General features: G+C 69.7%; 15 protein-coding genes and 3 pseudogenes. 5 read left to right on the forward strand and 13 right to left on the reverse strand.

All coding sequences use genetic code 11. The features are described from left to right. Position 1 precedes the first annotated feature (1 nt). From NON19_RS25415 to NON19_RS25465, 11 genes and pseudogenes are all read right to left on the reverse strand, one after another. Positions 2 to 799: a thioesterase family protein gene (locus NON19_RS25415; protein ID WP_255931395.1), complete on the reverse strand. Its 798-nt coding sequence runs from the start codon at positions 797 to 799 to the stop codon at positions 2 to 4. Next, complete coding sequence (locus tag NON19_RS25420) at positions 792 to 1,349, reverse strand: nitroreductase family protein (protein WP_255931396.1); 558 nt, start codon at positions 1,347 to 1,349, stop codon at positions 792 to 794. Before NON19_RS25420 ends, NON19_RS25415 begins: the two co-directional genes overlap by 8 nt. A 9-nt stretch (positions 1,350 to 1,358) precedes the next feature. Continuing rightward, on the reverse strand, positions 1,359 to 2,879 hold the full coding sequence (locus NON19_RS33515; protein WP_255931397.1) for a M81 family metallopeptidase: 1,521 nt from the start codon (positions 2,877 to 2,879) through the stop codon (positions 1,359 to 1,361). Then, positions 2,876 to 3,535, reverse strand: coding sequence for an RraA family protein (locus tag NON19_RS25430; RefSeq protein ID WP_255931398.1), 660 nt, complete (start codon positions 3,533 to 3,535; stop codon positions 2,876 to 2,878). Before NON19_RS25430 ends, NON19_RS33515 begins: the two co-directional genes overlap by 4 nt. After that, positions 3,532 to 4,701 carry an o-succinylbenzoate synthase gene (menC, locus tag NON19_RS25435; RefSeq protein ID WP_255931399.1) on the reverse strand — a complete coding sequence of 390 codons (1,170 nt, stop codon included), beginning with the start codon at positions 4,699 to 4,701 and terminating at the stop codon, positions 3,532 to 3,534. The genes NON19_RS25430 and menC overlap by 4 nt, the downstream gene beginning before the upstream one ends. Continuing rightward, the gene (locus tag NON19_RS25440; RefSeq protein ID WP_255931400.1) at positions 4,698 to 6,122 is read right to left on the reverse strand and encodes a hypothetical protein; all 1,425 of its coding nucleotides are present in this window, start codon (positions 6,120 to 6,122) and stop codon (positions 4,698 to 4,700) included. Before NON19_RS25440 ends, menC begins: the two co-directional genes overlap by 4 nt. Further along, positions 6,106 to 7,047, reverse strand: a complete 942-nt coding sequence (locus tag NON19_RS25445; protein WP_255931401.1) for an aminotransferase class IV — start codon at positions 7,045 to 7,047, stop codon at positions 6,106 to 6,108. Before NON19_RS25445 ends, NON19_RS25440 begins: the two co-directional genes overlap by 17 nt. After that, positions 7,048 to 7,815 (reverse strand): iron-containing redox enzyme family protein, encoded by a 768-nt coding sequence (locus tag NON19_RS25450; protein WP_255931402.1) that lies wholly within the window; start codon positions 7,813 to 7,815, stop codon positions 7,048 to 7,050. Positions 7,816 to 7,930: 115 nt separating this feature from the next. After that, a complete protein-coding gene (locus NON19_RS25455) occupies positions 7,931 to 8,878 on the reverse strand; it encodes a hydroxymethylglutaryl-CoA lyase-like TIM-barrel protein (protein ID WP_255931403.1) in 948 nt (315 codons plus the stop codon). 505 nt (positions 8,879 to 9,383) lie between these two features. Then, complete coding sequence (locus tag NON19_RS25460) at positions 9,384 to 9,590, reverse strand: hypothetical protein (protein WP_255931412.1); 207 nt, start codon at positions 9,588 to 9,590, stop codon at positions 9,384 to 9,386. Beyond that, positions 9,496 to 10,212 (reverse strand): annotated as a pseudogene (locus NON19_RS25465) (transposase); the annotation flags it as partial. The gene NON19_RS25460 and the pseudogene NON19_RS25465, both read right to left, overlap by 95 nt. A 3-nt stretch (positions 10,213 to 10,215) precedes the next feature. Between NON19_RS25465 and NON19_RS25470 the strand changes: the two are divergent. Beyond that, positions 10,216 to 10,674: pseudogene (locus NON19_RS25470) on the forward strand (class I SAM-dependent methyltransferase); the annotation flags it as partial. 57 nt (positions 10,675 to 10,731) lie between these two features. Here NON19_RS25470 and NON19_RS25475 read toward each other — a convergent pair. Then, positions 10,732 to 11,157: a pyridoxamine 5'-phosphate oxidase family protein gene (locus tag NON19_RS25475; RefSeq protein ID WP_255931404.1), complete on the reverse strand. Its 426-nt coding sequence runs from the start codon at positions 11,155 to 11,157 to the stop codon at positions 10,732 to 10,734. Positions 11,158 to 11,444: 287 nt separating this feature from the next. On the opposite strand from NON19_RS25475, the gene NON19_RS25480 reads away from it, so the two are divergent. From NON19_RS25480 to NON19_RS25490, 3 genes are all read left to right on the forward strand, one after another. Continuing rightward, entirely contained in the window at positions 11,445 to 12,152 is a 708-nt protein-coding gene (locus NON19_RS25480; RefSeq protein ID WP_255931405.1) for a site-specific integrase, read from the forward strand. A 630-nt stretch (positions 12,153 to 12,782) separates the two neighbouring features. Beyond that, positions 12,783 to 13,700, forward strand: a complete 918-nt coding sequence (locus NON19_RS25485) for an NADP-dependent oxidoreductase (protein ID WP_255931406.1) — start codon at positions 12,783 to 12,785, stop codon at positions 13,698 to 13,700. A gap of 452 nt (positions 13,701 to 14,152) precedes the next feature. Beyond that, positions 14,153 to 14,665: a GNAT family N-acetyltransferase gene (locus NON19_RS25490; RefSeq protein WP_255931407.1), complete on the forward strand. Its 513-nt coding sequence runs from the start codon at positions 14,153 to 14,155 to the stop codon at positions 14,663 to 14,665. A gap of 215 nt (positions 14,666 to 14,880) precedes the next feature. On the opposite strand, the gene NON19_RS25495 is transcribed toward NON19_RS25490, so the two are convergent. Then, positions 14,881 to 15,582 carry a helix-turn-helix domain-containing protein gene (locus NON19_RS25495; protein ID WP_255931408.1) on the reverse strand — a complete coding sequence of 234 codons (702 nt, stop codon included), beginning with the start codon at positions 15,580 to 15,582 and terminating at the stop codon, positions 14,881 to 14,883. 101 nt (positions 15,583 to 15,683) lie between these two features. On the opposite strand from NON19_RS25495, the pseudogene NON19_RS25500 reads away from it, so the two are divergent. Then, positions 15,684 to 15,806, forward strand: a pseudogene (locus NON19_RS25500) (IS5/IS1182 family transposase); the annotation flags it as partial.

Here is a 15,806-nt window from a genome sequence, read left to right on the forward strand (position 1 = left end):
TTCAGCGTCGGTGGACCAACAGGCTCTGCGCGGAGCGGGCGACCGGCCCGTCCTCGTCGTAGAGGGTGGCGGTGGCCAGCCCGGCCCGACCGGGACCGAGGCTGGTCTCCGCGTCCAGACACAGCCACTCGCCGACCGGGGGACGCAGCAGGTGGACGGTCAACTCCGGTGGAACGAAGCCCCATTGCCGGATGTCCAGTACGGCGCTGACACCGTTGGCGGAGTCGGCGGACAGCACGGTCCGCTGGAACGGTGACATCGGCTCGTCGGGCAGCAGGGGCAACCTCGGCCGCAGCCACACTGCGGCGGGTCCCAGCCCGCCGTAGCCGCCATGGACGAAGGACCACTCGACCGACTCCAGGAAGCCGCACCGCCAGTGGGCCGGGGCGCCCGGCACCGTCGCCGGTCCGTCCGCCCTCGGCGCGGGCGGCTTCTCCACCATGCCGTCGGCGGGCACGTCATCGGGCGCCTCAAGCACGCACCACGCCGACGCGTACACCAACGTCCGCTCGGCGGCGCGCAGTTCGCCACGCACCAGCCGCACCCGCCGACCCGGACGCTCGACCCACGCCCGGACCGTCAGCGGTCGCAGCGGCACGGGGCCGAGGATGTCGTACGAGATCCGGGCCAAGGACAGATCCGTGCCCGCGCACCGCTCCAGCTCGCGGGCGAGCAGCGCCCCCGGCGGCCCGAAGTGCTGCAGCCCGGGGTCCCACGGCCCCTGGGTGTGCGTCGTCGGGCGGTACGCGCCGCCGTCCGCGGTGTCGACGGGCTCGAAGTAGGCGTCGGCGTCAGGCATGGGGCTCCAGCATGCTCAGCTTCTCCCGTACGTCGAACGGCGCCCGGGGCGGTGCCGCCGCCGGACCGTCAGGCGTACCAACGTACAGCCAACCGAGCAGCCGCTCCCCGGGGTCCAGACCGAGACATTCGCGCACTGCAGGAGAGTCGACCGCGTTCCCGGTGCGCCAGATCGCGCCCCAGCCACGGCTGTGCAGCAGCAGATGCAGCGTGTGGACCATGGAGACGGTCGCGGCCAGTTGCTCCCACTCCGGGACCTTGGGGTGGGGCAGTCGTGGGCACAGCACGATGGAGATCAGCAACGGGGCGCGCAGCGGCTTGGTGCGTGCCTGTTCGGCCCGTACCGGATCGTCCGTGCCGCGGGCGAGCGCCGCCCCCAGCCGGTCCCGGGCGGTACCCCTGACCGTCACCAGCCGCCAGGGGCGCAGCCGCCCGTGGTCGGGGGCGGTCGATGCGACCTGGAGCAGTTCCAGCAGGGTGTCGTCGTCCGGGCCCGGGGCAGCCAGCCGGGTGACGCTCCGGCGGGTCAGTACGGTCTGCATGACGTCCATGCCACTCCTTCAGCTCTGCTGCCCGCCGGACACGACGTGTGGGGCGGCCATCGGCCACAGCGCGCGTGTCGGACCGGAGCGGGGGATCTGCTCGATGCCCCTGGCCGTCGGCCCCGGCGCGTCCGCGACCACCATGTGCCCGGACACCTGCGCGAACCCGGCCCTGAAGTGGTTGACCGACTTCACGGCGACGATCCGGTACCGCCGTGGGACCACGCCGTGCAGCAACAGGATCTCCGGGTCGAGTACCTGGCGGCGTTGCGAGGCCACGATCACCTCGCAACGCCCCACGGTGATCCGGACGCTCGGGCCGAAGTCCGCCCGTTTGCCCCGCCGCATCGCGGTCTGCGTGATCACCCCGTCCGTGACAGCCCGGACCGTGCCCACCGCCTCGACGGGTGGGCCGCTGGCCCAGCCGTGCCGACCGCCGAGCCGCACGTCGAGCGTGTTGCCGACGCCCGCCGCCACCGCCGTCGCGACCGTCTCGGGGTCCCACAGGGTCGCGAAGCAGGTCGCAACGGGCGCCTCCAACAGGGCGCGCAGCAGATGGGTGTTGTCGCCCGTCGCGCCGCAGCCGGGATTGTCGCTGCCGTCGCCGACGACGACCGTGGGTTCCTCGGAGGCGAGCGCCAGGCGCACCGCCTCAACGGGTGCCAGCAAGGTGGGGCGGAAGCGCTCCCGCTGGCCGTCCAGCCACGCGGCGGCTTCGTCGCAGCACCGCTGGGCGAGCCCCGGGTCGCCGTCGGTGACCGTCACGACGCTGGTGGCGGCCTGTTCGGTGTCGGCGTACGGGAAGCCGTGGAAGGCGGCGCAGGCCAGGACCCCGGGACGTTCCTCGATCTCCCGGACCAGATCGCGCAGTTCACGTGCGGGCGACCCGGCGACGGTGGGCGAGGGCGGCAGCAGCATGGGCAGCCTGCGCTGCCGGATCACCGGCCGGATCGTGCCCCGCGCGGCGGCGACCGCCAGTTCGCCCGCGAGGCGGGCGCGGTCGGCGGCGTCCGTGTGCGGATACTCGTGGAAACCGGTCACCACGTCGGCCAGGTCGAGCAGTTCGTCGGGGACGTTTGCGTGCAGGTCCATGGTGACGGCGATCACCGCGTCGGGCAGCAGCTGCCGTACCCGGCGCAGCACGGCCACGTCCAGGGAGCGGTCCGGCGCGATCACGCCCGCGCCGTGCAGGTCGAGCAGGACCACCTCGCAGTCGCCCGCCTCGCACAGCGCACCCGACAACCTTTGTTCCAAGGCGAGATGAGCGTCACCCGAGATGGCGGGGCCGGGCTCGGCGCGGGCGTGGAACGCCGGACGCACCTGTGCGCCGACCGCCGCACAGGCGGCCAGGTAGCCGCCGGTCACGGTGGCCGTCCCACCGAACTCGGTGAGCAGATCCGGCCCTTGGTGGCAGGAGAACGCCGACAGTTCGGCCGTTCCCAGGTATTCGACCATGAAGGTGCTGGACTCGTGCACGAGCCCGCCAACGGCCGCCCGCACCACGCGCGCCGACGGTCCGGCACAGCCGCGGGCGGTCACCGTCGCACCAGCCCGAGCGCGTTGTAGCCGTGCCGTTCGCGAGCCGTGCCGAGCGGCAGCCCGGCGGCGATGTCCGCCCGGATCGCCTGCTCCGCGGCGGCGACGCGCCGCACCTGTTCGGCGGTACGGTCCAGCACCTGCGCGGGAACGACCAGACAGCCCGCGTCGTCGCCGACCAGGACATCACCCGGGGCGATCCGCACACCGCACACCCGCACCGACCGTTGGACCGCGGTCAGCCGCACCCGGTGCTTGCCCGACTTCATGTACGAGCCGCCGCTCCACAGCGGATAGCCGCTTTCCCGGATGGCGGCCACATCCCGGCAGACACCGTCGATGACCGTCCCGGCCACCTGGCCGCGCACCGCGGTCAAGGTGAGCAGGTCTCCCCACACGGTACGGTCGGTGCGGCCGTCGTTCGCCACCACCACGACGGCGCCGGGTGGCACATCGTCGATGAACTCACCGGCGGGCCCCGGGTTCCCCGGCGCGACCGTCTCGTACCGGACGGTGAAGACCGGGCCCGCGACCACCCCCTCGCCGGAGATCCGCCGCAGGCCGGGTAGTCCCGTCTCGCCCCGGTCCAGCAGGTCCAGTGCGTCGCTGACCGCGCTGGTGCCGTGCGCGCGGAAAACGTCGAGCACGTCTTGGCTCACCGTCGGTCCCCCTTCGTGAGTTCCACCGCGCGTTCGACGGTGAGTGTGCCGGTGGGTTCGGTGCCGGTGCCGGGCAGGGGGAGCGGCCGGACCCAGCCGGGGGTGTCGAAGGCCAGTCGCGGCTCGGTGCCGTCGTCCGCGTAGTACGTGTCGCTGGGCCCCACGTCGCTCGCCTCGGTCATGTTGGGCAAGGTGGCCAGGGCCACGTTGGTCCAACGGCCTATGCCCTGGTCCCACTTGCCGCCGACGAAGGTGGGGATGCCCGCCGAAGCGCAGAAGTCGTGGATGCGCACCGACTCGGCGAGGCCGCCCACCCGACCGGTCTTGATGTTGACCATCCGAGCGGCGCCCAACTCGGCCGCCTCCCGGGTCTCCCGCAGCGAATGCACCTGTTCGTCCAGGCAGATCGCGGTCTCCAGCCGCCGCTGCAACTCCGCCGTGGTACGCAACAGGTGGCGCGGGAAGGGCTGTTCGAGCGCCAGCAGCCCCAGCCCGTCGAGAGCCAGCAGATGGTCCAGGTGCGTCTCGTCGTAGGCCGCGTTGGCGTCGGCGATGACCGGAAGGTCCGGGAAGGCGGTGCGTATCTCCCGTACCGGGACGGTGTCCCAGCCGGGCCGGATCTTCAGCCTGAACCGCCGGTAGCCGGCCTCGACGCCGCGCGCCACGTTTTCGACGAGTTCCGCGACGGTCGGCTCGATTCCGGCGGTCGCGCCGACCGGCACCGGCCTGACGGCTCCGCCGAGTTCCTCGCACAGCGGCCGCCCGCGCAATCGCGCCTGGAGGTCCCACAGGGCGGTCTCCACCGCGCCCTTGGCCTCCTCGTGGCCGTTGACCTCGCGCCACAGCCGCATGCAGTTCTCCGGAGAGCTGCTGCCCGCCGCCAGCAGCATGGGCCCCAGGAACCGTTCTATGACATACCAGGCCGTCTCTATCGTCTCGTAGTTGTAGAACGGGGTCTCCATGGCCGTGCATTCGGCGCGGCCGATCCCACTGACACCGTCGGGGTCGGCGCCTTCCACCTCGACGACGAGTTTGGTCCATGTGTGGTACCGCTGCCAGCGGTTCTCGAAGGGATGGGTCAGCCGGGCCGTCACCAACCGCAGCGTGATCCGGTCGACCGTCATCGTCATCGTCGTGCCCGGCGACCGAGTACGGCCGTTGTTCATCGGGGCCCTCCCGTACTGTCCGGACCGCCCGGCCGCTTCGCGACCACATGGACGGAGAGCTTCTGGCCGCCCTGGAAGATGTTGACGCGCGGCTGGAGGCTGGCCTTGGAGCCGAGGAAGGCGACCTGGCCACGCAGCACGTAGGTGTCGAGGCTGACCGGCATCGCGACCACCTTGATCGGCTCTCCGCCAGGCACGTCCGCGCTGAGCACCGGATAGGCGGCCGGGGCCACATAGCGCTGCACCACGCCCGCCTCCTTGACGGCCCGGCCGACGGCCTCGGCCCACTGGCTCCGGCTGACCGCGCCGCCGATGGTGACACCGTCCCCACGGATGTCGTACGGCTGCTTCAACACGTAGTCGTGCTGGTGCTCCAAGAGCCGCTCAGGCAGCCCGCCGCCCGACTCCACCCGTCTGCTCCACGGCAGCAGACCGGCGACGAGCGCGCGTTCCTGCGCGGTGAACAGCGATGCGAACCGTGGCTCTTGCACCATGGCGAGGGTCAACTTGCTCTCGGCGACGCACCGGACCAGGAAGGAGTTGAGGTGGAACAGGTCGCTGTCGCGCAGCACCTCCCGCCAACGGCCCGTCAGCGTCGGGTCGCTGTGGGCCAGCCGCTGCCACGCGACGGTGTTGACCTTGTTCCAGCAGGCGTCGATCGCCCGCCCGCCCACCCGGGCGCGCCCCGCGCGGACCGTGATCTCCCGGGGGTCCGCGACGAAGGCGTCGACCCCCAACGCCCGGAAGGCGGCGGCCATCTCCAGGCTCTCGCGGTTCCCCGCACCGCGCGGCTGGAGCACAACCAGCGACAGGTCGCGGTGTTGGCGGCGGGCTTCGGCGAGGCCCGGCCCCACCGCGTCGAGCAGCGCGGCTTCGTACGGTACGGTTCCCGCGGCGTGCGGTGGCACGGGAACGGCCGCCGCGTCGAGGACGTACCGGACGACGGTGTGGACGCGCGGCGTGAACAGCGTCCCGGCCGGGGCGTCCGCGTTGTTCTCCAGCACCCGCAGGCGTTCGCCGTCCCTTTCCAGATAGCCGTCCAGGCGGCAGACACCGATCCTGGTGGCACGGTCCCGCCCCCGGCCCGCGGCCTCCGCCTCGATCAACTCGGTCGCGGTCGGCGGCAGGCCGTACCAGGCACGCACCTCTGCCTCCGCCAGGTACAGTGCGGCGACCTTCTCCAACAGCCTTACGTAGGCTTCCAGTTGACGTCCGACGAGGGTCACCGCGGACTCCCGCAGGAAGAGCGGAAGCGGTGAGAGGGGATAGTCGCGGTTGCGGAAGACCGGCGCGGCCGCCTGGGCGCGCTCGATGGCCCGGGGCAGCCGGGGACCGGCGGCGGCCAGGCGGGCGGCGGTCTCCAGCGCGGTGCCCCAGTCGATCAGACGGGGCTGGCTGAAGCCGTCAGGCTGGTCCGGCACCGGCCACCTCCGCCCGGGCGCCGTGCCCCTGAGCATCCCTTGCCCGCTCGCGCACGTCCAGGAAGTACTGGGCGATCAGCTCGCGGGTGAGGGGTCCCGGCGCGGGTCCGGGACCGCGGCACTCGTGGTGGTCGAAGGACCGCACGGGCGCGAACTCCAGCCCCGTCCCGCACAAGAACGCCTCGTCCGCGGTATGGGCGTCCGCGCGGGTGAGTGCCGTCTCGCAGACCGGGATGCCACGGGCGCGGGCCGTGCGCAGCACCCAGGCGCGGGTGATGCCGGGCAGCACGTCCTCATCGAGCGCCGGGGTCTTGAGTACACCGTCCCGCACCAGGAAGAGCGCGGCCGTCGGCGCCTCCGCGAGACGCCCATGACGGTTGGTCAGTACACAGCCGTCGAACCCCGCCTCCCGCGCCTCCTGCCAGGCGAGCCTGGGTCCCGCGTAGTTGGCGACGTTCTTGGCGGCCGGTGGGTGGACCGCGCCGGAACCGCGCTGCCAGTCACTGACGCACAGTTCCATGGCGCGGCCCTCCGCCAGCCACCGCTTGCGGCCCATCGGCGTGACGGTCACGGTGAGTTCGGGTACGGCGGCGTCGCCGAGCTGGCCCGCGTTGAACGGCGTGGCCGCCACGCGGGTGTAGGCGTCCTCCCGTACGTCGTTCCGCTCGACCAGTTCGTCGATCACCGTGGCCAGCCGGGACAGTCCGGGGTCCGGAAAGCGCATGGCGCGCAGCGAGGCGGCCATGCGGTCCACGTGTTCCGACAGCGCGAAAGGGCGGGCGTGGCCGCCGCCGGCCGGGACGTAGAGCCGGATGCCCTCGAAGACCGACAGCCCGTAGCGCATCGCCAGGCTGCCGATCGGCACCGCCGCCTCGGCGGCGGTGACCCATCGGCCGCGGAAGTACACCTGCGGATAGGCGGCCACTCAGGCGGCCTCGGAGTACACGAAGACCGGTTCGGTGGGGTCGTACCCGGCACGCAGGATCGCGTCGAAGTGCTGGTGCCTGAGTTCGATCGCCCGGATCAGGCTCTCCCGGGCGTCCCGCTGCCGCTGCGGGGTGTCGCAGTAACGGATCAGCAACTCGCGCAGCGGTTCGGTGTGTTCGTCCTCCAGCTCACTGACGCCCTCCTGGTCGGAGTCGCTTGAGGCGTGGTGGACGAAGAACTCGTACCCCCACCGGGGCAGTTGGTAGACGTCCCGCATCACGGCCATCATGCTGTGCCCGGCGTTGTTGGTGATCGGCGGCTGGCCCTCCATCAGCAGCAGTACGGAGGCGGCGCCGACGGTGAAGTGGACATTGGTGTTGTTGCACGCGTTCTTGTTGTGCTCGATGACCGCCACCGTCTCCGGGAAGAGCTGCGCTCCCGGCAGACTCGCCGGGTCGACACCCACGGCACGTCCGAAGTCCTCGAAGGTCTCCACGTGCCGCTTGGAGTGGGTCAATCCACCCGTCTCCTCCTCGTACGCGTTCTCTATGAACGACCGCCGCAGGTCGAGGTCGTCGGCGCGCATGCCGACCCCCATCAGGTTCCGGGTCCACCAGCTCTTGATGGGCCAGCGCTGGACGACGAAGGTCTGGAGCAGCCGCTGGGTCGCCTTGCCTTCGAGGATGGTCTGGTAGAGCGGGCTGGTCATCTTCTTCCGCTCCGCGATGATGCTCTCCAACTCGTCGACGAACGTGCTGCTGGACATGGGGCTCCTCCGCGCGTTAGGGAAACGGGTGGGAAGTGCTGTGCCGGGGCCGCCAGGACGGAGACGGCCGTGCGGGTGTGAAGGCGGTGACGTTGCTGGGGAGTTGAGTGGTCGGTCAGCGGGCGTCGTGCGTCGCGTTGTCGAGCATCGCGAGGACCTTTCCCGGTCCCTCGCTCCTGATCGACGCCAGGTTCTCCAGGTTGAGGTCGAGCATGCCACTGACGATCGACTCGCACCGGGCGAGGGTTCCGTCGCCCTGCCATGGCGTCGGCAGTTCCGCCGCGGCGTCCGCGAGCGGGACGATCGAGAAGGTCCGATGGCCACGGGAGTTGAGGTACGCGGTGAGCAGTTCGAGGGCCAGGTTTCCGCCACCCTTGCCCATTCCGCATAGCGAGGCGTCGATGTAGCGGAAGCCGTGCTGCATGGCCACGAGGGAATTGGCGAATCCCATGCTTATGCCGTCATGGGAATGAAAGCCGAGGGCTGCGTCCACGGTTTCGCGAACGCTTCCGGCGATCCGGGCGACATCGTCGGGGAACATGCTGCCGTTCGAGTCGGCGAGGTAGAAAACATCCGCGGAAATCCTCTGAGCTGCCTCGGCCGAGCGTAAGATCTCCGCCTCGGTCAGCTCGCTGACCCGGACCAGATTCACCGAGAACGCCATTCCGGCGCCGTGCACGGCTTCCGCGTACGAGGTCAGCTCCTTGACGGTAGTCGGTGCGGTCGGCATTCGGACCAGACGCACTCCTGCCCGCGCCAGCCGCGCCAGCGCCTCGGGGGTGACGTCCTTGGCGTGTGCCATGACCACGAGCCCGGTGGCGGCCCCGGCGGCTTCGCACAGCCGCTCCAGGTACCCGCTGGGGCAGGAGGCGGACGGGAGTTCAGCACCGTCCACCGCATGACGGTTCGGTCTGAAGTACCCGACTTCGACGTAGGGAACGCCTCCAGCGGCGCAGGCGCGGACTACTCGCTCGGCCCGCTCGGTGGTCCAGGAGTGTCCATTGACATATCCGCCGTCGCGCAGTGTGACATCGACGACAAGTACGCTTTCCCCCGGTGTCATAACTCTCCTGAGAGGTCCGAATCTGGAGCTTCCGTGGGGTTGGGAGGTTGATCGATGACGCACGTTGAGGGATCCGAAAGGGGAAAATGATCTGCGATCATCACTCAATTCGCTGAGTCAACGGTCTTGGCCAGTAACCGTAGTTCGATTCCCGCCGCAACGACAAGACGAAGCGATCACGATGACTAGATTGCGGTGGTAACGCTGAGTGCAAGATCGCCGTACGGCCACGCCACCTGGGATTCGGCGACCGAAGGGTCCGGGTGCCGGATGGGCAGGCGGATAATCATGGCGTGAATGGACTGGACTATGCCAGGGGGATTGCCCGAATATGAGACGGCGCTTCTGTCGCCGAGGCGCCCACAAGTCCCTTACTAGGAAGCGCTGTTGAGGGTGTGGTTGGCACACCGCGTGTCGCCATCCAGTCACCGGCACGCGACGACGTACCGCCGGGCCGACGGCGCAGCGGCCAGGCGGCGTCGAACGTGCGCTGCCCGCGCGTCGGTCAGATGAGGGTGATATCCGTGGCGATCGCCGCGGTGCCGCCGACTCGGACCAGCAGGTCGGCGGCACCGGGGCGGGTGCTGGCGGCGATGGCGGCGGGTTCGCCGAGCGAGTCACTCATGTCGACGTCGAGCGCGGACAAGCCGTGGTCGGCGAGGTGCGCGACCAGGCAGGCGGTGCTGTTGGCGTTGGCGATGTCCTCGGGCACACCCCATGAACAGGTGCCGCTGTGCCTGGGCGTGCCAGTCCCCGGCCGCACGTCGGCGGCGGTAGTGTGCGTCGGCTCCGGGCGAGTTTCGCAGCGCGGCGAAGGTCCACAGGAACCCGGCCGTGATCAGCCGGTCGTTCTTGATGAAGCGTCGCCCGACGAACTTCTTCTTGCCCGAGGCGCGGGTGATGGGCGCCGAGCCGGCGTATGCCTTCAGGGCGCGTGCGTCGGCGAAGCGGTCGGGGTCGTCTCCCACTCTCGGCGAGCACCCGGGCGCCGAGTTGGACGCCGAGGCCGGGGAAGCAGAGCAGGATCTCAGCGTCCGGATGCTGGTGAAAAGACTCCTCCACCGACTCGGCCAGGTCATCGGCGGCTCGGCAAGCTGCGTCCAACTGGAGGATAAACGCGGCAAGTTGGCGTCCCATCGCGTCCTCGACGGCCTGGGGCTGGTGGGGGCAGTCGCCGCGGTAGATCTCCTTGAGGCGCCGGGCCTCGGCGTCGATCGCGCGGACGCGGCCGACACGGCGCGGCGCGGCTTGAAGTTGGGCGATCGAGAGCTTGGCCGCGCGGGCCGGGGTGGGGCCGCGGCCAAGACGGCGCGGGCCTCGGGCCGGGCCAGGCCGTGCTGCCCGACTGGCTGCCCCTGGTGCCGGTCGACTTCGAGGCCAACGAGTCCTGGTCCGAGCAACTGGCTGCTGCCGGTTTCGATTCCGGCCGACCCGCGCTCGTCGTCTCCACCGGCGCCTCCATGTACCTCACCAAGGACGCCACCGCGGCTACCCTGCGCCAGATCGCCGGGCTCGCACCCGGATCGACACTCGCCATGACCTTCCTGCTGCCGACCGAACTTGTCGACGCCGCGGACCGGCCCGCACTGCGGGCGAGTGATGAAGGCGCACGAGCGTCGGGAACGCCGTTCAGCAGCTTCTACACGCCGGAGGAAATACTGGCGCTGGCCCGCGAATCCGGCTTCACAGACATACGACACGTATCGGGAGCCTCGCTCGCCGAGCGCTACTTCGCCGATCGCACCGACGGCCTTCGTCCGTCAAGTGGAGAGGACCTGCTGCTGGTCACCACCTGAGCCCCTCGTCAACCCATCTGTTCGAAGGAGCCCCCCGCGGTGGCTGGTGCATCGCGGTCAGAAGGCTCCCAGATCGGCGGACACCCAGTGTTCCGGCCGCATGTGGATGGCGACGTGCTCACCGAGATGGGTCTGGTCGTATTCGACGAAGTCGGCGACCTTGTCCTGTGGGAGGTACCGTGCGGCCATCTCCCAGGATCGTTCGCGGCTGTCTGGCGCCGTCCTGGTCACCGGTCCCTCCACCGACACGTAGCGCACTGTCGGCTCGGTCCGCTGCACCATCAGGCTGAAACGCCCCGCAGACCGAATCGCTCGCGCCTTCCGGGAATCAGGTCCGGTACGCACCCACAGTTCGCCGCCCGGCGTGTAGTGGTACCAGATGGGGACGATCAGGGGTGCGCGATCCGGCCGTTCGACCACCGACAGCGCACCGACATGAGGCTCCGCCAGGAACTGCTCGCACTCTCGCCTTGTAAGTGTCATGCAGTCGACCCTAGCGACGCCTGGCAGCTTCAAACGTGCGGCTTTGCTGGCGAGTTGTTCCGAGCGTCGACCGCCTCGCTCGCCGAGATCCGGACGCATCCCTTGAGGAGGCGGTACGACGGCTCGATGACTTCGGCCGTGGTTCTCTGTCTACGGTGACGTCAGGACTGGTCGTCCGTGAAGCCTCGTTCGAGAGCGTCGAGCGCTACGCCCACGGTGGCATTGAGTTGCCGCCGGACGCTGAGCGGTGAGCGTCCCGCGAGGAGGCCGTCCCTGCGCGACGCGGCGTGACGGTGTCCGGTGACGACCAGGCCGCCGCCCGCGCCGCGCTGGAGGGCTTGACGGTCAAGCTCCTGCAGGCCGGGGAACGACGTGGGCGCGGACAGGCGGTCGGCGCCGACATCGACGGACTGCGCGCCGTCGCCCGCTCCTGCCCCGACACCCTCACCGGCGACCGCGACAAGGCCTTGGTGCTCACCGGCTTCCACTACGCCTCGCGCAGCCAGGATCCGGCCGGGCTGCTGACCGGCGACATCACCGTGCACCCGCGCGGTCTGGTCGTGGCGGTGCTCACCGGCAAGACCAAGCACAGCGTGCGCAACGCGAAGATCTCGTACGCGCAGGACCCGGAGATCTGCCCGGTCCGCGCGTACACCGCCTACCGCGAGCGCCTGGTCGCCGAACACGGTCAGCAGTGGAACGACCCGTCCGCCCCGGCGTTCATCGGCATCGACCGGTGGGGCCACGTCACCGGCGGCATGGGACCCGACTCCGTCACCCGCGCCATCAAGCGAATCTCGCAGCGGGCTGGGGTGCCGATCCATTGGACCGGGCACTCACTGCGCATCGGCCTGGCTTCCGTCGGCCGAGCCAAGAGCAAGGACGGCATCGCCATCGCTGACCAGGGCGGATGGGCACGCCACTCCCGCAGCATGCTCGGCTACTTGCAGATCAACGACGGCTGGGACGACAACGCCTCCGCCGGACTCACCTGATCCCGCAGGCCGACTTGGCTCGGAGCCGGTAGGTCGCCTGACGGCATGTGTGCGAGCAGAACGGCCGACCTGTCATCCCGGGCGGGGATTGGCCGGTAAGTGCCTGTTTGCGATTTCTCGGCCAGTTTGTCGAGGTCAGAGCGTCGTGACGCCCGGCGGCTGTGGTTGCGCAGTAGGGAGGAAGGGGGACCAGGCGGTTTGACCTCGGGCCAGTAGGGGGGACCTCTAGTCGGATGGTCGTCAGGCCGCTAGAGGAAGGAAGGCTTCGTGAGCAACAGGCTGTATGTCGGGGGCTTGAGCTACTCGGTCAGCGACGCCTAGCTGAGGGCGTTGTTCGAGCCGTTCGGAGAGGTCGAGTTCGCCAACGTGATCCGCGAGCACGCTTAAATCGAGGCAAAGGCTTCGGGTTGTGACGATGTCCACCGATGAGGAGGCCAAGGCAGCTATCGAGCACCTGCACGGCTCGATGTACGAAGAGCGAAGGCTCACGGTCGCCGATAACGCCCCTCCAGGCGCCCGCTAATCGACTGCCCGATGCCACGTGGTCGGTCGGCGGGTCGGCTGATGCCAACCGCGAGCCCGTGTCGGGGAACGCGCGGCCGGGCGAGCACGAGATATACGGAGTTACCGATGAAGGCAATCGTCGTAACGGATCCGGCCGCGGAAGCGGCCGGGATCACACTCGCGGAGCGGCCTGAGCCGACGCCGGCGATCAACGACGTCGTCGTTGAAGTCCATGCGTCGGGCTTCGTCCCCGCGGAGTGGGAGTGGCCCTCGACGTGGGTCGATCGCTCCGGTCACGATCGAGCCCAGGCGATCATCGGCCACGAGTTCGCCGGAGTGGTCACCTCCCTCGGCTACGGCACGACGGGACTCTCGCTGGGACAGCGGGTGTTCGGGATCACGGACTGGCACCGCGATGGAACCCTGGCCGAGTATGCGGCCGTGGAGGCACGCAACCTTGCGCCGCTGCCGGGCAACGTCGACTTCACGGTGGGCGCGAGCCTGCCGATCTCCGGCCTGACCGCATGGCAAGGCCTGTTCCAGCACGGCCGTCTCCAGGTAGGGCAGAGTGTCCTCGCACACGGCGCCGCCGGCGCGGTCGGATCCGTGGTGACGCAGCTCGCCCGGGAGTTCGGCGCCTACGTCATCGGTACCGGGCGGGCGGCGGACCGCCAGGCGGCGCTCGACTTCGGCGCGAACGAGTTCCTCAACCTCGACGACGAGGCTCTCGAAGACATCGGCGGGGTCGATCTGGTCTTCGATGTCATCGGCGGTGACATCCAGAGGCGCTCGGCGAGCATCATCCGGCCTGGCGGGACGCTGGTCTCGGTGGTCGGACCCGCTGAAGCCCGCCCTGTCGACGGCCTCACAGTCGACTTCGTCGTCGAGTCCGTTCCGAGTCACCTGGTGGAGATCGTCGACCGGGTGCGGGACGGGCGCCTTCGCACGCACATCGGAACCGTCGCGACCCTCGACGACGCCATCCCGGCGCTCAACCCGACCGAGCGACGCAAGGGCAAGACCGTCATTCGCGTGCGCCCCTGAGCGTCCCCGACTCGTCGGCAGGCATTTTCGCCAGCAGTTCAGGAGGTGGGAAATGCCTTCTTCCCCGCCAGCCTTTCCGCTGTCTTTTGACTGCACCGAGACGAGCAACGGTCGGTCTGGCTCTGACCACGAGAACGGACAGCACTTCCATCCCACCTTGGAAGGCACCTGGATTCGAACTCCGGATGTCGATGTGCACGAGTTTCGACAGCGGCAAGGTCGGCAGGACAGTGGGTGGGCGCTCGGGGCCGTGTAGGGTGGCTGCATTCGTGCTTGATCAGGGACTGGAGATGGGAGGTGAGGCTGATGATCGCGCTCATGGCCACTGTGCGTAGCGTCCAGGTCTCCCTCACGTCCAGGGCCGTGGCCTGACTCTCTGTCCTGCCCTCGCTGAGAGCGTGAGCTCGCGGGGCCACCACACGAACGTCTCCCGAAACGGATCTTCCATCGTCATGGGCACTATGTGGTTCTCGCGCGCCGAAACCAGCGCCGACATCCCCATCATCCGCGACATCAACCTTGCCGCTTTCCCCACCCCTGCCGAGGCTGACCTCGTCGACAGCCTGCGCGCCGACCCAACCGCCTGGATTGAGGGCCTCTCCCTCGTCGCAGCGGACGAGACCGGCCACCCGGTGGGCCACGCGCTGCTGACCCGCTGCCACATCGACACCACGCCGGCCCTGTGCCTGGCCCCGTGCGCCGTCCGACCGGAGCAGCAGCGGACCGGTGCGGGTACCGCGGCGATCCGTGCCGCCCTGGCCGCAGCACGATTCCTGGGAGAGCGCCACGTGGTCGTCCTCGGACATCCGGCCTACTACCCCCGGTTCGGGTTCACCCGTGCCTCGAACCACGGCATCGGCCTGACCATCGATATCCCCGACGACGCCCTGATGGCACTCAGCCTCGACGCCAGCCATCCGCTCCCCAGCGGGACCGTCCACTACGCCGCCGCGTTCGGTATCTGACCCATCCCCTGCCGCGCGGGGCAAACTCCCGCGCGGCACGCGCACCGGGCGCCGATCTCAGGGCTCCTCACCGTGGTGCTGCCCATTCTCATGAACATCGAACACGGCTCGGTGATGGTGCCTCCCGAAGCCGTGAATAGCTGCTGCCGCGACTGATGAACAAAACCAGTCGGTCCGCTCGATGCGGACCGACCGTCAGCACTCTCGCAGTCGAGCTAGACCGCTACGGGAAAGAGAGACGGATCATCTGGCGGGTCGAGACGCCGACGGTACTCGGCCACCGCGCGCTCGGGGATCCGGAAGGCCGAGCCACTCTTAGCCGTGCGTGCTGCGGGCAGCAGGTCTTCGTGCACGAGGCGGAACACATGCACTTTAGAGCAGTTCAGCATCGCGGCAGCCTCGGCCACCGTCATGAGCCGCTCCGCAGGCTTCGGCTGTCCCAGCACTGCCCCCACGCCGCAGTCCGGACACTCCGTGTAGTCCAGGCTGTCGACTCTGCGGATCGAGACACGCCGATGGCAGTGAGGGCAGCGCTCCATACGGGCCAACGGCCCCTCGTACACGCGGAAGTCCGGACCCGTGTATTGCGCGGCAAGATCGCGGAGCAGTGCCTGCTGGATCTGGGCCCAGCCGCCCTTGATGAAACGGGGCGGCCTGGACCGGTATCCGCGCGCCCGGTTCCACGCCGTCAGCCAACGAACGTGGTCCCGTTCTGGCACCTCGCATACCGGTAGATACGCCACCAACTGCTCCTCGGTGCGCGGCACGGTTTGGCGTTTGATGATGCGCTCGATGGTGCTGCGCGGCAGCACCCCGAATGCGCCCGCCCGCTGCGCCATCGCCCGCAGGCTCGGAGCCCCGGCCTTCTCGTACAGCTCCACCAAGGCCGAGCCCAGATCGGGAAGGTCGCGGATCATCTCCACTTTGGGGGCTAGCGGGCTGCCGCCCCGGGCGGCGCGACAGGCTTCCCGCCGAGCGCACCGCCACAGCTGCTCGGCCTGGTCGGCCCGCGCCCCGCAGGGACGCGGTGCTGATCGTGGACGGCACTCTCGTGCCGACCCGCGACCACAGCATCGCCGCGCAATCGAAGAGCTACCGGTACTCCGCCAACCACCAGGTGGTCATCGACGCCGACGCGCGG

Source organism: Streptantibioticus rubrisoli (assembly GCF_024436055.1).
GTDB lineage: Bacteria > Actinomycetota > Actinomycetes > Streptomycetales > Streptomycetaceae > Streptantibioticus_A > Streptantibioticus_A rubrisoli.

Coding starts and splice junctions, on each gene's coding strand:
- NON19_RS25415 (WP_255931395.1), bottom strand. CDS start 799: ATGCCTGACGCCGACGCCTACTTCGAGCCCGTCGACACCGCGGACGGC.
- NON19_RS25420 (WP_255931396.1), bottom strand. CDS start 1,349: ATGGACGTCATGCAGACCGTACTGACCCGCCGGAGCGTCACCCGGCTG.
- menC (WP_255931399.1), bottom strand. CDS start 4,701: ATGAACAACGGCCGTACTCGGTCGCCGGGCACGACGATGACGATGACG.
- NON19_RS25450 (WP_255931402.1), bottom strand. CDS start 7,815: ATGTCCAGCAGCACGTTCGTCGACGAGTTGGAGAGCATCATCGCGGAG.
- NON19_RS25455 (WP_255931403.1), bottom strand. CDS start 8,878: ATGACACCGGGGGAAAGCGTACTTGTCGTCGATGTCACACTGCGCGAC.
- NON19_RS25475 (WP_255931404.1), bottom strand. CDS start 11,157: ATGACACTTACAAGGCGAGAGTGCGAGCAGTTCCTGGCGGAGCCTCAT.
- NON19_RS25485 (WP_255931406.1), top strand. CDS start 12,783: ATGAAGGCAATCGTCGTAACGGATCCGGCCGCGGAAGCGGCCGGGATC.
- NON19_RS25490 (WP_255931407.1), top strand. CDS start 14,153: ATGGGCACTATGTGGTTCTCGCGCGCCGAAACCAGCGCCGACATCCCC.
- NON19_RS25495 (WP_255931408.1), bottom strand. CDS start 15,582: ATGATCCGCGACCTTCCCGATCTGGGCTCGGCCTTGGTGGAGCTGTAC.